The organism is Streptomyces sp. 11x1 (genome assembly GCF_032598905.1).
Classification (GTDB): domain Bacteria; phylum Actinomycetota; class Actinomycetes; order Streptomycetales; family Streptomycetaceae; genus Streptomyces.
In genome coordinates this window covers 4,777,634-4,791,101 of record NZ_CP122458.1, presented here as the reverse complement: position 1 = coordinate 4,791,101, position 13,468 = coordinate 4,777,634, and the positions used below count along the sequence as shown (strand labels likewise).

Sequence of the window (13,468 nt, the reverse complement as noted above, 5' to 3'; positions counted from 1 at the left end):
GGACGTCGAGGATGAGTACCAAGGACTTCATCGAGAAGGACTACTACAAGGTCCTCGGCGTCCCCAAGGACGCCACCGAGGCCGAGATCAAGAAGGCGTACCGCAAACTCGCCCGCGAATACCACCCGGACGCCAACAAGGGGAACGTCAAGGCCGAGGAGCGCTTCAAGGAGATCTCCGAGGCCAACGACATCCTCGGTGACCCCAAGAAGCGCAAGGAGTACGACGAGGCCCGCACCCTCTTCGGCAACGGCGGCTTCCGCCCCGGGCCCGGCGCCGGTGGCGGCTCGTTCAACTTCGACCTGGGCGACCTCTTCGGAGGCGGCGCGCAGGGCGGCGGCCAGGGCGCGGGCGGTTTCGGCGGGGGCATCGGCGATGTCTTCGGCGGCCTGTTCAACCGGGGCAGCTCCGGCACCACGCGGGTGCAGCCCCGGCGCGGCCAGGACATCGAGTCCGAGGTCACGCTGAGCTTCACCGAGGCCATCGAGGGCGCGACCGTACCGCTGCGCATGTCCTCGCAGTCGCCCTGCAAGGCATGTTCGGGCACCGGCGACGCCAACGGCACCCCCCGGGTGTGCCCGACGTGCGTCGGCACCGGCCAGGTCGCGCGGGGCTCCGGCGGCGGTTTCTCCCTGACGGACCCCTGCCCGGACTGCAAGGGCCGCGGCCTGATCGCCGAGCACCCCTGCGACATCTGCCACGGCTCGGGGCGCGCCAAGTCCTCCCGCACCATGCAGGTCCGGATCCCGGCGGGCGTCTCCGACGGCCAGCGGATCCGGCTGCGCGGCAAGGGCGCCCCCGGTGAACGGGGCGGCCCGGCGGGCGACTTGTACGTCGTCGTGCACGTCGACCCGCACCCGGTGTTCGGCCGCAAGGACGACAACCTCACGGTGACCGTCCCGGTGACGTACCCCGAGGCGGCGCTCGGCGGAGAGGTCCGGGTCCCGACCCTGGGCGGTCCGCCGGTCACCCTGAAACTGCCTCCGGGCACCCCCAACGGCCGTACGATGCGGGCCCGGGGCAAGGGCGCCTTCCGCAAGGACGGCACCCGCGGGGACCTGCTGATCACGGTCGAGGTGAGTGTCCCGAAGGACCTGTCGGGGAAGGCTCGTGACGCGCTGGAGGCGTATCGCGAGGCGACTGCGGGCGAGGACCCGCGAGCGGAGCTGTTCCAGGCCGCGAAGGGAGCATGAATGTGATGGACGGCCGCCGTAGGAACCCTTATGAGCTGACGGAAGAGACACCGGTGTACGTCATCTCGGTGGCCGCCCAGCTCTCCGGACTGCACCCGCAGACCCTGCGCCAGTACGACCGTCTCGGCCTGGTCTCCCCGGACCGCACCGCCGGGCGGGGCCGTCGCTACTCGGCCCGTGACATCGAACTGCTGCGTACCGTCCAGCAGTTGTCGCAGGACGAGGGCATCAACCTGGCCGGCATCAAGCGCATCATCGAACTGGAGAACCAGGTCGCCGCGCTCCAGTCCCGGGTGGCCGAGATGGAGGCCGCGCTCGACGGCGCCGCCGCGGCCATGCGCCAGCGCGAGGCGGCGGTCCACGCGTCGTACCGTCGCGATCTGGTGCCGTACCAGGAAGTGCAGCAGAGCAGCGCGTTGGTGGTGTGGCGGCCTAAGGGGCGGCAGACGTCCGCAGACTGACGGCACGTCAAGTGCGGTCAGGGGCCCGGAGATTCAGCTGTTCGGCTGAACCCCCGGGCCCCTGCCGCGTCCTTGTAGGTGTGCTCAGGGGGCCAGAGCCACCCAGGCGTCGCCGGGGGGCGATTCGGTGCCGTCGGTGTGGAGGGCGGTCACCCAGTAGAAGTGGGTGGTGCCGGCGGCGGCCGTGGTGTCGGTGTACGACGTGCCGGTGACCGGGTCGGCGGTCAGGGGCTCGTAGGCGGCGGTGGCCGGGTTCCACCGGTACACCCGGTAGCCCGTGATGTCCGTCCCGTCGGAGTCGCTGGACAGCTTCCAGGTGAGGTCGACCCCGGTCCCGCCGGCGGCCTTCTCGGCGCTCGCGTCGACCAGCCAGTCCGCGGGGGTCTCCACGGTGGGCCGCAGGTCGAGTTCGGTGACGGTCGTGGACACCATCTTGTCGGCCAGCGTGTAGTTGGAGTTGCCCGAGGTGTCCACCGCGTCCACGAAGTACGTGTGGTGCTCGCCGTCCTGGAGGTTCCCCGAGTCGACGAGCCGACTGGTGCCCGCCTTGACCGTGCCCACATGCGTGTACCCGGTCCCGTCGTCCACCGTGCTGACCCGGAACACGTTGTACTCGGCGAGGTCGGCGACCGGGCTGTCGTCCCAGTCGAGGACCGTGCCGTACTCGGTGGCGGTGGCCGTGAACCCGGTGACGAGCGGCGGGGCGGTGCCGTCGCCGTAGCCGTGGGAGATGGTCTGCGAGGGGCCCGACTCCCGGCCGAGCGCGTCGACGGTCGTCACCCAGTACACGTAGAACCCGTCGTCGGGGCTCGGCACGACCGTGGTGTCGGTGCAGGTGTAGCTGTACCTGGTGCCGTAGGCGGTGTCGGTGAGCTTCGGTTCGCAGGGCACGACCTGGGAGTCGACGACGTCGAAGGTCCCGGTCGCGTTGTCGAAACGGCGCTCCTCGCGGTGGACCCGGAACTCGGTCGGCGCGTACGGCGACACGTCCCAGCGCAGATCGACGCCGCCGCCGTCCTCCGGCCGGTTCTCCGTCTTCCAGAGGTACGGCACCGCGAGCGGCCTGGCGATCGACACCACCGACGAGTACGCGGTGTTGCCCGCCGCGTCCGACACCGCGACCTTGTAGTACGAGGTCTCCCCGTACGGGGCGGTGGCATCGGTCGCCGAGTTGCCCCAGGGGCCCTTGACCTCCTCGAACGGCCCGTCGGGCGAGGCGGCCCTCAGCAGCCGGTTCGTCTCGGCCCCCTCGGACATCCACCAGAGCGACACCCCGTCGAGGGAGGACTCACCGCTGACCTTCAGATCCCGGACGGTCGGCGGGATCCGGTCCACCGTGGTGACCAGCTGATCGGCCGTGCCCGTCGACGTGTTGCCCGCCCTGTCGTAGGCGCGGACCTCGTAGTAGTACGCCGCGCCCGACTTCGGCAGCCCGGTGTCGGTGTACGAGGTGGAGGTGGTCGTCGCGAGCGGCGTGCTGCCGAACGACGTGCCCTTGAGCCGCCGGTAGACCTTGTACCCGGCGAGGTCCATCTCCTTGTTCTTCGCCCAGGTGACCTTGGCCCTGCCGGTGGCTTCGTCGTACGTGACCGCGGCCCCCGTCGGGACTAGCGGCTTGACCTTGTCGACGTCGGCGGAGGTGCGGGGCGTGTACGTGAACTTGACCTTGGCGGCGCCGGTCCAGTTGACGTAGTCGACGCGCAGGGTGTGCTTGCCGGAGGGGATGGTGAGGTTGAGGGTCTTGGAGACGGTCGTCGAGCCGTTCTTCCAGAGGCTGATCTTGCGGGCGTCGGTCGTGCCCGGGTCCAGATAGACGCGGATGCCGTCCAGACCGGAGACGGAGAGCGTGAAGGGGCCGCCGGAGCCGAAGTCGCGGGTCACGGTCCAGCGGACGCCGAAGTTGTTGGACGGCAGGCCGGTGGCGGGTGCGCCGGTGCCCCAGTTCTGGTCGATCGCGCTGTCGCAGTCCGTCCTCTTCGGGGTGCCGGAGAAAGTGGTGTTCGCGAAGAACTGCCGCTTGAAGACGGGGGAGGAGCAGGTGACGGCGGCGTTCGCCGCCGTGGCGGTCGAGACGAGCAGACCGCCGGCGGTGGCGAGCACGACGACGGCCGCGGCGGCCGTCGTCGAGCGTCTGACTGAGGTCATGGGGTCCTGGGGTCCTTCAGGGCAGGAGGGCGATCGTCACCGGCGGTGTAACCCCCGCCGGTGACGATCAGACGTTTGGGGTGGGGGGATGGTTGTACGGGGTGGGTGGGGTGTGTGGGGGCGCGGAGCGGAGGGTGGGCCGACGCTCCTGGGGAGTGAGTCGTTTCTGCGTCACCAGTTCGAGTGAAGCGAGGGTGTTTTCGCAGGTGAGCGAGTACGGCCGCCTAGCGTGGCGGCGTTGCTTGTGCCCCGTGCACGCCAAGCCCACACTTGAGGAGGAGGTGCCACCTTGACCGCTCTTGCACATGAGAGGCCCGAGACCATGTCCGAGGCAGGGACTGAATTCGCGAACGGACCCAGCCCGGACGAGGCCTTGTGGCAGGTGTGGAAGGCCATGGACCCACCCGAGGGCTACCGCGCGGAGATCATCGAGGGAGCCATCGAGTTGTCGCCCACCGCCCGCCGTTCGCACGGCCTGATCGCCAATCGTGTCCGTCGGGCCCTGGACCGGTTCCTGGACGGTAGCGACTACGCCTGCTACCAGGACATGAACGTGATCCACAACCGTAGGGCGTGGATCCCGGATGCCTTCGTCGCTCCGGAGGACACGGAGCCGTGCCACGACGAGGACGACATGGGTGTGCGTGCCGACTCCGTGCAGCTCATCGTCGAGGTCGTCTCCCCGGGGAAGCGGAACCAGGACCGGGACCGGGTGAAGAAGCGGCGCGAGTACGCCCGGGCCGGCATTCCGGTGTACGTCGTCATCGACGACTACGACGGCGAGGGCGCCGTCACGCTCTTCACCGAACCACGCCCGGAGGCGGCCGACTGGGGGGACATCCGGCGGTTTGCCTACGGCAGGGAGGTCATCATCCCCGAAGGGGCTGCCAAGGGTTTCGCCATCGGCGAGGCGATCACGGGGCCGAAGCGGGACTGAATTCCGGTCCGCCCCGGTGACCTCCTCGGGTGACCCGGTCAGTCGCCCACGCCGAGCCCTGGGCCGGGGCGCTCGTGGCCGGGCGGCAGCTGCTGGGGCTGCTGGGTGTTGGGGCGGGGCACGCCGGAAGTGCCGCGTGGACGCATGCCGACTTCCCAGAGAGGGATCTCGGGTGCGGCTCGGTCGGGAGTGGGTGTGGTGGGTTCTTGTCGGTCGGGGGTGGGAGCGCTCGGGGTCCGCTCGGCGGTGGGGGGTTGTGGCCGCGGCTGTGGCTCCCTCTGCGGCGGGGTGGCGCTCGCGGGGCCTCCGGCCGGTGTTTCCGTCTCCGTCTCCGTCTCCGTGGCCGTTTTCGGGGCCCGGTCCGGGCGGCGCCAGCGTTCCGGGATGGTCGACCGCCGTTGCACGGCGCTCTCGTCGCCCGCCTGAGCCGCTGCCACGGCCCGTGCGCGCAGGGCGCTCTGGCGGGCGACGGGGGCGAAGCCGGGGGCGGCGTTGCCGGTCTCGGCGGGGAGGCCTCGGGCGCCCATCTCGTTCAGCTGCTGCTGGAGGCCCGACTCCGGGGCGAAGATCTCGCGCGGCAGCTGCCAGGAGGCCGCGCCGTCCACATCAACTGAATGTCCGGGTCGCTCGTGATGTGCTCGGCGGTATCGACGGGGTCGGCAGCAGTTCGGGGCCTGCCGCATAGGGCAGGGCACTCAGGGCCGTCCGTGAACCGGGCCGATCGCGGCTGAGTCGGGGCCTGGCTTATGAGGACGGCGGCAGCTGGTCGGCCACGAAGGTCCCCAGCCCGACTTCGCCTCGCGTCCAGCCCTGCTCACGAACATGCCGCATGGCCTTGGCCGCCGTCGCGTTCACCACACCGAACTCCTGCGCGATCTCCAGAGTGGACGGCACGCGGCTTCCCAGCGGGTAGGTGCCATCCTCGATGCGCCGGATGATCTCCGCTGCGATCTGCCGCCACAGCGGGCGCGTACGGTCAAGATCCATGAGTCCAGCGTGGGTGACCATGGCTTTCCGTGCATCCGTGGTTATCTGCGGTTATCCACGGGTAAGGTGGACGCCGAAAGCACAGCGGCCCCGACGGGAAGCGGCTACTTCCGTGTCGGGGCCTGAGCCGACTGATAGGAGTCGACCTATGCGCAGCCTACTGGCCGTGATTCTGAGCCTCTTCCTGCCTGCTCGTGGGGCGCACCGCGCTGTCACGCCGCCCCTGACTTCGGCTCCCGCGTCTCCGCCCGGGTGCCGGCCCGCACCCCCGTGCCCGTTCCTCGGTGACGTCGTCCGGGTCGACGGGTTGCCCCTGGTCCGGCCCTACGTCGTCGTGTGGGAGCGAGAGCGGGACGAACTCGATCGGCGGCGGCTTCAGCGGGCGCGGCGCCGGGCTGCCGTCCTGGCGACGCTGGGGCAGGACTACGGCCCGTGGGAGGCCGCCGTATGAGCCCGTCGCGCCTGCGTAGTCTCGGCGTGGACCCTGCGAGCGGCAAGGAAGCCCTCGCGGACACGTGCCCCGGTGGCATTCTCGAAGCACTGGCCGACGTGCACGCGTTGAAGGCCGCCGCGGTGCTGGTGACGGTCGTGGGTGCCGTGCTGGAGGCGGGGAAGGCGTCGGACGCCGAACTCGCTGCTTTCGTACCGGCGTTGTGCGGGGCGCTCGAAGAATGCGTCCGCATCATGACCGCGGACGCGGACAGGGAGTGACGGCGAAAGCGAGTCCGGCCGCAGGGCCGTGACGCCGGTGGGTGGTCAGGGCTCCTCCCTGGCCACCCCCTGCTTGCGGGTGACGTATCTGTCGTGACGGACCGACAGCTCAGCTCAGCTCCGCCAGCCTCTCCTCGATGGGCCCGGCCGAACGCAGGCGAATGGCCTCTTCGTACAGCTTCCGTTCGTCCTTGTGGCCCAGCCACGGATAGCGGACACGCCAGCGGTCGACGACGTACTGCAGTAGGTCGAACCGGCCTGCGGCAGCGATCGTGGCTGCGGCGACCAGGCTCTGTCTCGTCGAGAGCTGCGTCTCAGCCGCGTCCTGGTAGTTGCGCTGCCGCACCGTCATCATGGCCTGCAGGGCCAGCACCGGATGCGGGAAGTCCCAGAAGTGCTCTCCGCGGGTCCACGCGGGCAACTCTCTTCCGGACTCGGGAGTCCAGTCGGCGAAGTCGGCGAGCAGATCCGGGTGAATGGTCACGACGTCGTCGCGTGGCCCGAACGGTGTGCCTGAGAGCACCGCTCGCATATGGGAACGAAGAGCGGTGGACCCGTGGAACAGTTCGCGCACCAGTCGGGCGTTGAGCCACGGATCGTCCTGTGCGAGGAGTGCCGGAACCAGCGTTTCGTCCCGCAAGTGCCCCCATCTGAGGCGACCTTCGCTGCCCGTCAGGGGCCAGAAGAGCCGCTTCGGGTTGAGGAGGATGTCCCACAGCTGACGGTCGCCGTGCCTCACCAACGCCTGGAGTGTCTCGGCACTGTAGGTGGTCCGGGCAAGGAGGAGACGGACGGGAACGTCGAGCCGGGCCACCGCGGAATCGATGACGGCGCCCGGAGCGAGGCCGAGCAGTACGGCGGCGGCATGGTGCTCCACGAGCATTGATGCAGGTTCCGCGGAGGGCGTTTCTTGTTCTTCCCGGGTGGCGGCGTCCAGGAGCGCGGCCAGCGGGCCCTCGAAGCCGTTGGCGAGCAGGCGCACCGCCTTGGTCCAGTGCGCTGGGAGGATGCTGAGGTGCTCACGCACCTTCTTCGCACCGGCGTCGTCAAGATCGGGGCCGACCAGGAAATCGGCCGCAGGCAGCACGTCGACTGTCTCCGCGCCGGCGGCGAGTTCCACCGCGTGCCGCACAAGGCGCGGCAACGGTGCCATGGAGTACGGGGTGATGCGGGACAGGTGAGTCCACACGTCGGCCTCGTCCACTCCCGGCTGCGCCGCCCGCGTCTCGTCCAGGACCTGGGCCACGATCCGGCCGATGTGCTCGTTGCCGACGGCCCTGACGATGCTCCGCACCGGGCGGGCGTGCCGCACCACGTCCTCGACGGTCACTCCAGGTACCCAGCCCGGCTGGACGGAGGCCGCGTTCACGAGCGCTTGAGGCTCCATGCCTCCCGACGCGGGCGTCCAGGGAACGATGCACCGGGAGGCGAGCGTGTCGATGGCGGTGTCTCGGTGGGCCAGGACATGCTGCAGGTCCAGCGGGGTGAGGTCGGCGTCGGCCAGGGACCGGGCGACATCCTCCGGGCAGTCGTCGTGAGCCAGCAGGATGCGGTACCGCGCCAGAGTGAGGTCGCGGTGATCGCTTGCCTGGGGGGAGGAAAGGCGACTGCGCACCAGGTCCCAGTCCACCTGGTACCAGGGATCGCCGGTGATGGTCCGACCCGCCGCAGCGACCTCGCTCTGTGTGAGTTGGAGGAGGTCGTGCGGCCGCGGCGGGCATGACAGCCGCAGCCACCAGGTGCGCAGAGCCTCGTCCAGGTGTTCGTCGCGATGCCGGCGGCGCTCTTCGGCGGCGGCCTGGAGCGGACGGACGGATCGGATACGCAGCGACTCGGCACACACGTCGCGCACGTCCCGGTCTCGGATGCCTGTCGTGCTCTGCGATGTCAGCGCACGCAGGTCGTGGACATGGTCCGACTCCCACAGACGTATGCCGGCGACCAACTGTTGGTACGGCGTCAGCACCTCTTCGTCGCCCTGCCAGGAGGCGTGCAGAGCGTGCGCCACGAGGCCCGGCTCGCGGGAGTCGTAGCACAGGCGCAACAGGTCGGTGTCCCACGGCTCGGACGCTGGGAAGCTGAGTCTGGCCTGTACCGCGTAGGTGCGCGGGAGAGAGGGCTCGGAGGTGGAGCCGAAGGGGCGGCCCTCCAGGAGTGCCAGACGCGTCGCGGGAGGCAGCCGGCCCTGCGCGTCGGTGGCGCCGATGAGCAGCCACTCGTTGATCCGGGGAACGTCGAGACGGAGGAAGGCGCGCTCGATGTCCGCGCCGCCGGACGATCCGTGGCTCATGGAGTCGTCACGACGTCCCAGGATGCTCTCCCACACGGCCGGGTTGCCCGACGCGATGAGCAGTGAAGCGAGCCGGGCACGTAGGTCGGAATCGGCCCCGGCCAGCATTCCCGGGCCGAGGCGAGCAAGAAGCCGCTCCGGTAGATCACCCGGTGCGATGAGACCCAGCCAGCTCACGTTCTTCGGGTTGACGTGCGTGCGTGACGCGGCCACGGAGGCATCGTGTCGTGCCGCGTGGTCGAGCAGGTCGGGGAGATCTCCGGGGAAGCCGCGAGCCAGCAGGACGAACGCGGTCTCCCAGGCCCGGACGTCCGAGCCGAGCCGGGCACGAACCCGCTCCTCCACCTCCGGCAGCGGTGAGGTGGACCAGGGTTGGCCCGGCATTCGGAAGTGTCCGGCAGGGGTAGTGCGCCACTGTTGTTCCACCAGCCCGGAAGAGACAGCGGAACCACCGTCGCCGAGCACCTCGACGAAGTCGCTGTCCAAGCCGGCGATCAGGTCGGCCCGCGCGACGACGAGGGCCGCCTGTCGCGCGGTCAGCCCCCAGTTCTCGTACAGGGCCTCCACCTCGTCCGCATCGCCATGTCTGGCGATCCAGTCACGCAATCCCTCCGGCGGCGGGTACCGCCGCCGGTTCAGGAGGTGCAGACGGCCCTGTGCGCCCATCCGGTCGGCGACCACTGCCGCCGCCGACGGCGTGGCGTTCTGGAAAAGCCGGACGAACGTCTCGTCGAGCTCCTCATTGCCTTTCGTCACTGAGAGCCCCCCGACTGCTGACCGGGCCAGTTCGGCGGCGGCCCCGGGGCCCAGCTGCCCGGATGCTGGGGCGGCTGGACCGGGGGCATCCACTGGGCCTGCGCAGCAGCCGGAGCGTAAGGCTGCTGCGGCGCCCCCGTGTGAGGCTGTGGGGGCGTCGCGGGGTGTTGCACGGGGGCGTAAGGCTGCTGCGGAGCGACATACGCCTGATCGGCGGTGATGGCGGGAGCGGGGATGTACTGCGGCGGTGTGTCGAAGCGGGGCAGCGGCTGCGTGCTCACCCGGTCCAGGAGGACGACGTTGGGGTTGCAGTCGCCGGCGTGCACCTGGACGGCGCCGCCGGGCTGCCGTTCCACCACCAGCAGGTTGAACTCGGCGAGCGACTGGAGCTGTGTGGGTTCGAGGGCGTACTCGTAGACGCGCTGCCGCCCGGTCGCCAGGCTCGTGCTGTCGCTGTCGCCGGTCGTGTGGGTGGTGGACTCGTTCGTGGTGTGGGTGACGCTCGTGGAGGTGCCGGTCGTCTCGCTGTAGCTGCCGCCGGAGTTGGTGGAGTCCGACGTCGAGAGCGGGTTGAACCAGCCCTGGTAGGTCGTGGAACTGCTGCTGCCCCAGTTCCGGCCGTACGTCTCCGAGTGGCTGGTGGTGGTGCCGCGGCTGACGGAGGAGCCGATCGTCTTGGCGACGGAGGTGTTGACGGTCCGGCCCTCGGTGTCCGTCAGCGAGTGCAGGACGAAGGAGTGGTGGCGGCCCAGGAAGTCGGCGGCGACCGTGGCTTCCTGGTGGTTGCCGAGCCGCATGAAGGCGACCGTTCCGCCGCCGATGAGCTCCTCGCCGGCATCCCGCAGATGCGAGTGCACGAAGGTGAGTTGGGCGCCCCGGCGCTCACACACCTGGGCCAGTTGTTCGAGGTGACGACGCTGGAGGCCCTGCTCGCCCAGCATCACGACGACGCACGGGGCCTCCTCCTGGAACGAGGAGAGCCGCCGCATCACGCTCTGCAGGGCGAGGTCGGCCAGCAGCTCCGCGCTCGCCGAACCCGCGCCGAAGTCCAGCGTGACGCACGTCAGATAGCCGGGCCCACGCCCCTCACGGGCCGTTCCCAGCTGCTCCAGCGGGTGCACGAAGGACGCCAGCCGGATGAGGCTGTCCCGCAGCTGGTCCTTGTTCTTGTCGCTGAACAGATCGTCCGCGATGCGGTTGCGCTCCTCCCTGCTCAGCGCCTTGGCGTCGTCGGCCTCACCCACCAGGACGCGCAGCCCGGCACCGAGGCGCGCCAGGGACACGTCCTCGCCCAGCGCGCCGCACAGTTGGGTGAGGATCCGGGTGTAGACGGCACGATCGGCCCGGGCCGACTCGGGGCTGTCCCCGTGGATGGCCTCGACCAGGGCCTGCACCAGTTCGTGCGGCGCGAGCCCGCTCACGATGCCGCTTTCCGCCATACGGCTGGGCAGCAGCTGCACGTCCACGGGCACGCCGCCCGCCTCGGCGAGCACGGACAGCTCACGGCACACCAGGGCCTGGGTCAGGTCCAGCACGATCAGCGGCCGCTGGCGCAGCGTCGAAGCGCCGAAGACCGTGAGGAAGCCCTCGCGACCGCGCTGGCTGCCGCCGAAGACGTCCAGCCGCCGGGTGCCCGCTCCGAAGGGCAGCGCGCCCCAGGCGTCCAGGCCGGCGATCCACTGCGTCTGCTGGGCCTCGTGGAGTGTCCAGCGTTGGTGCCACGCCTGCCAGTCGTTCTGGAAACGTTCCTCCAGCGCCTTCGCCTGGGCGGTGCGGGCACGGGTGGCGGCGGTGTACCGCAACGAGGCGTAGAGGGCGCGCACCACCAGGATGCCGACGATGACACCGCCGATGGTGAGCATCACCGTGAAGAGCAGGCTCAGCAGGTAGAACACCACGGCGACGACGATGCCGATCCTCAGCGCGGAGCTGATGCGGTCCTTGCGGTTCAGCCTGGCGGCCTGCACACGGTTCTCGTAGCTGCCGTCCAGCTCCGTGCGCTGCGGCTCGGCTTCGACGAACGGCTGACGGAGCGACTCGGGGTCGCGGTAGGTCCAACCGACGCGCTGGCCGGCGTCGAACAGTCTTTGATACGGGCCGAGTTGCCCGGCCTCGGTGATCTCGATCGTCATGGGAGGGCTCCAGGCCGGTCAGGCGACGAAGGTCTCGATCGCGCGTATGCGCTTGTGCAGCGGCGGATGTGTGGACATGAGGCGCGCCATCGTGCGCTGCTTGCGGCGGTCGTCGTCGGCTCCCGCCGCGTGCCACGCGGTGAACACGGAGACCAGGAGCGGGCCGTAGCCGATCAGGCCCGCGAACCGGTCGGCCCGCAGCTCACCCTGGCGCCCGGACCAGGCGAGCAGGAACGGTACGGCGTAGAGGGCCAGCGCGGCCGGGAAGGTGAACAGCAGGGCGATGGCCAGTACGCCGAGGAACAGCACGAAGAGCCCCGCGAGCACCTCGGAGATCGCGGCGAGGACGCGGATCACGAGCCGCAGAGCGCTCATGACGAGCCGGGCGGGCACGGCGTACCAGTGGCCGAGCAGCCCGGCCCACGCGTGGCCGCCGACATGATGGCCCAGCTCGTGGGCGAGTACGGCGGCCAGTTGCTGGGGCGGGAGACTGCGCATGGCGCCGCGCGTGACCCCGACGATGTGGCCCGCGGCGGCGGAGGCGTTCAGTTCGTCGGTGTCCTCCATCCACAGGTCGTACTTGGACCCGTCGACGCCGGCCCGTTGGGTGACCTCATACCAGATCGGCTGGAGTACGGCGAGTTCGCTGCCCAGGGGTTCACGCATCTTGAAGTACAGCTTCGCCAGGCCGCGTTCGGTCGGCCGGTTGAACACCAGGGCACCCGATGCGAGCCAGGCGACGACGAACGCCACGTCCACACCGCTCGGCATGGACAGCGAAATCAGGAACATCACCAGCAGGCTGCCCAGGAAGAGGGGGAGGTTGAGCAGCAGGGTGGTCACGGAGGAGGAGTCGGCTCCGCGGCGAACCTCGGGGGTGCCCACCGGAGCGTGGGCGGCGGGGAACTCGGCACCGGGGGTGGTGGAGACGGGGGCGGGCACAGGTGGTGGGGGCGGTGGCGGTGCGTGGTGCACGGGCTGGGGCGTCTGTGGAAGCGGTGCCTGCGGAGCCGCGTACAGCGGGTGGTGGGGTGCCTGGGGTGCCTGGGGTGACATCTGCGGTGTGCTGTACGGCTGTTGAGGCGCTTGAGGGGGCGCCGGATAGTGCTGCTGCTGCGGGTGCGCGTGCGGGGGCGGATACGAAGGCTGATACGGCGGCGACGCGAACTGCTGGGGTGGAACCGCCTGCCGGGGTGGAACCGCCTGGTAGGGCGGCTGCGCAGGAGGCGGGTGGGCCGGGCCCGGTGCGTACGCCTGCGAGGGCTGGGCTGGAGCACCGTACGGCGGCATGGCAGGCGGTGCATCCGGAGCCTGGTACGCGGGCGGCACCTGGTGCGGCTGGCCGGGGGGAGGGTAGCCGTGGGGGAAGTCGCCCTGGGGAGGATGGCCGGGGCCGACCGGCAGGCCCGGTTGGTGCGGATCGACGGGATGGGTCACGTAAGAGGTCCGCCCTGGGAAGGAAGTGGGCCGAAAAGGCAGCCACATGTGGACAGTTGAGAAATGACCGTCCCGAGGGCGGCAGCACGTACGCCTCTGGTGATGTGAACTCGCCCCCGTGACCGCCGAAGCGGCAGCCAGTCATTGATTCGCAGCCGAAACATGCTGCACGAATTCGCCCCCCTGAGTCCAGTTGGAACCACCGGTAACGAAGTCACAGTTGCAAGGCTTGGCCTGGGACCCGACCGGCTCTAGGGTGTAGGCGCAAGATCGACAACGGGGGAGACGTTGCGAACCGCACTGCTCGCGCACGATTCTGGTCAACTCAGCGATGACGCGTGTTTTTTCGCGTTGACTGACAACTCCGGCAACTGGGGCGGTCCGCTCGTTTGCCGGAGTGAAGTCGGCGAAGGGGCCGC

11 protein-coding genes are annotated in these 13,468 nt (G+C 70.0%); 5 read left to right on the top strand and 6 right to left on the bottom strand.

Annotation, left to right across the window (positions count from 1 at the left end; genetic code table 11):
• Window positions 1-11: 11 nt before the first annotated feature.
• Both dnaJ and P8T65_RS20895 read left to right on the top strand, forming a co-directional pair.
• Complete coding sequence (gene dnaJ, locus P8T65_RS20900; protein WP_184905661.1) at window positions 12-1,193, top strand: molecular chaperone DnaJ; 1,182 nt, start codon at window positions 12-14, stop codon at window positions 1,191-1,193.
• A gap of 5 nt (window positions 1,194-1,198) precedes the next feature.
• Window positions 1,199-1,654, top strand: a complete 456-nt coding sequence (locus P8T65_RS20895) for a heat shock protein transcriptional repressor HspR (RefSeq protein WP_239760462.1) — start codon at window positions 1,199-1,201, stop codon at window positions 1,652-1,654.
• A gap of 84 nt (window positions 1,655-1,738) precedes the next feature.
• Here P8T65_RS20895 and P8T65_RS20890 read toward each other — a convergent pair whose 3' ends face one another.
• Window positions 1,739-3,799 carry a PA14 domain-containing protein gene (locus tag P8T65_RS20890; protein WP_316726818.1) on the bottom strand — a complete coding sequence of 687 codons (2,061 nt, stop codon included), beginning with the start codon at window positions 3,797-3,799 and terminating at the stop codon, window positions 1,739-1,741.
• Window positions 3,800-4,193: 394 nt separating this feature from the next.
• On the opposite strand from P8T65_RS20890, the gene P8T65_RS20885 reads away from it, so the two are divergent.
• Complete coding sequence (locus tag P8T65_RS20885; protein ID WP_316726817.1) at window positions 4,194-4,736, top strand: Uma2 family endonuclease; 543 nt, start codon at window positions 4,194-4,196, stop codon at window positions 4,734-4,736.
• 38 nt (window positions 4,737-4,774) lie between these two features.
• Here the strand turns inward: P8T65_RS20885 and P8T65_RS20880 are convergent, their stop codons facing one another.
• Together P8T65_RS20880 and P8T65_RS20875 are read right to left on the bottom strand one after the other, a co-directional pair.
• Window positions 4,775-5,341, bottom strand: a complete 567-nt coding sequence (locus P8T65_RS20880) for a hypothetical protein (protein ID WP_316726816.1) — start codon at window positions 5,339-5,341, stop codon at window positions 4,775-4,777.
• A 139-nt stretch (window positions 5,342-5,480) separates the two neighbouring features.
• On the bottom strand, window positions 5,481-5,723 hold the full coding sequence (locus P8T65_RS20875; RefSeq protein WP_316726815.1) for a winged helix-turn-helix domain-containing protein: 243 nt from the start codon (window positions 5,721-5,723) through the stop codon (window positions 5,481-5,483).
• A 148-nt stretch (window positions 5,724-5,871) separates the two neighbouring features.
• Here P8T65_RS20875 and P8T65_RS20870 point away from each other — a divergent pair, with 148 nt between their 5' ends.
• Both P8T65_RS20870 and P8T65_RS20865 read left to right on the top strand, forming a co-directional pair.
• Complete coding sequence (locus P8T65_RS20870; RefSeq protein ID WP_316726814.1) at window positions 5,872-6,174, top strand: hypothetical protein; 303 nt, start codon at window positions 5,872-5,874, stop codon at window positions 6,172-6,174.
• Window positions 6,171-6,434 (top strand): hypothetical protein, encoded by a 264-nt coding sequence (locus P8T65_RS20865; protein ID WP_316726813.1) that lies wholly within the window; start codon window positions 6,171-6,173, stop codon window positions 6,432-6,434. The genes P8T65_RS20870 and P8T65_RS20865 overlap by 4 nt, the downstream gene beginning before the upstream one ends.
• A 109-nt stretch (window positions 6,435-6,543) precedes the next feature.
• Here P8T65_RS20865 and P8T65_RS20860 read toward each other — a convergent pair whose 3' ends face one another.
• From P8T65_RS20860 to P8T65_RS20850, 3 genes are read right to left on the bottom strand one after another with little or no spacing between them, the layout of a single operon-like run.
• Window positions 6,544-9,480, bottom strand: a complete 2,937-nt coding sequence (locus P8T65_RS20860) for a hypothetical protein (protein ID WP_316726812.1) — start codon at window positions 9,478-9,480, stop codon at window positions 6,544-6,546.
• Window positions 9,477-11,612, bottom strand: a complete 2,136-nt coding sequence (locus P8T65_RS20855; RefSeq protein ID WP_316726811.1) for a hypothetical protein — start codon at window positions 11,610-11,612, stop codon at window positions 9,477-9,479. The genes P8T65_RS20860 and P8T65_RS20855 overlap by 4 nt, the downstream gene beginning before the upstream one ends.
• A gap of 18 nt (window positions 11,613-11,630) precedes the next feature.
• Window positions 11,631-12,668: a M48 family metalloprotease gene (locus P8T65_RS20850; RefSeq protein ID WP_316726810.1), complete on the bottom strand. Its 1,038-nt coding sequence runs from the start codon at window positions 12,666-12,668 to the stop codon at window positions 11,631-11,633.
• Window positions 12,669-13,468: the final 800 nt, after the last annotated feature.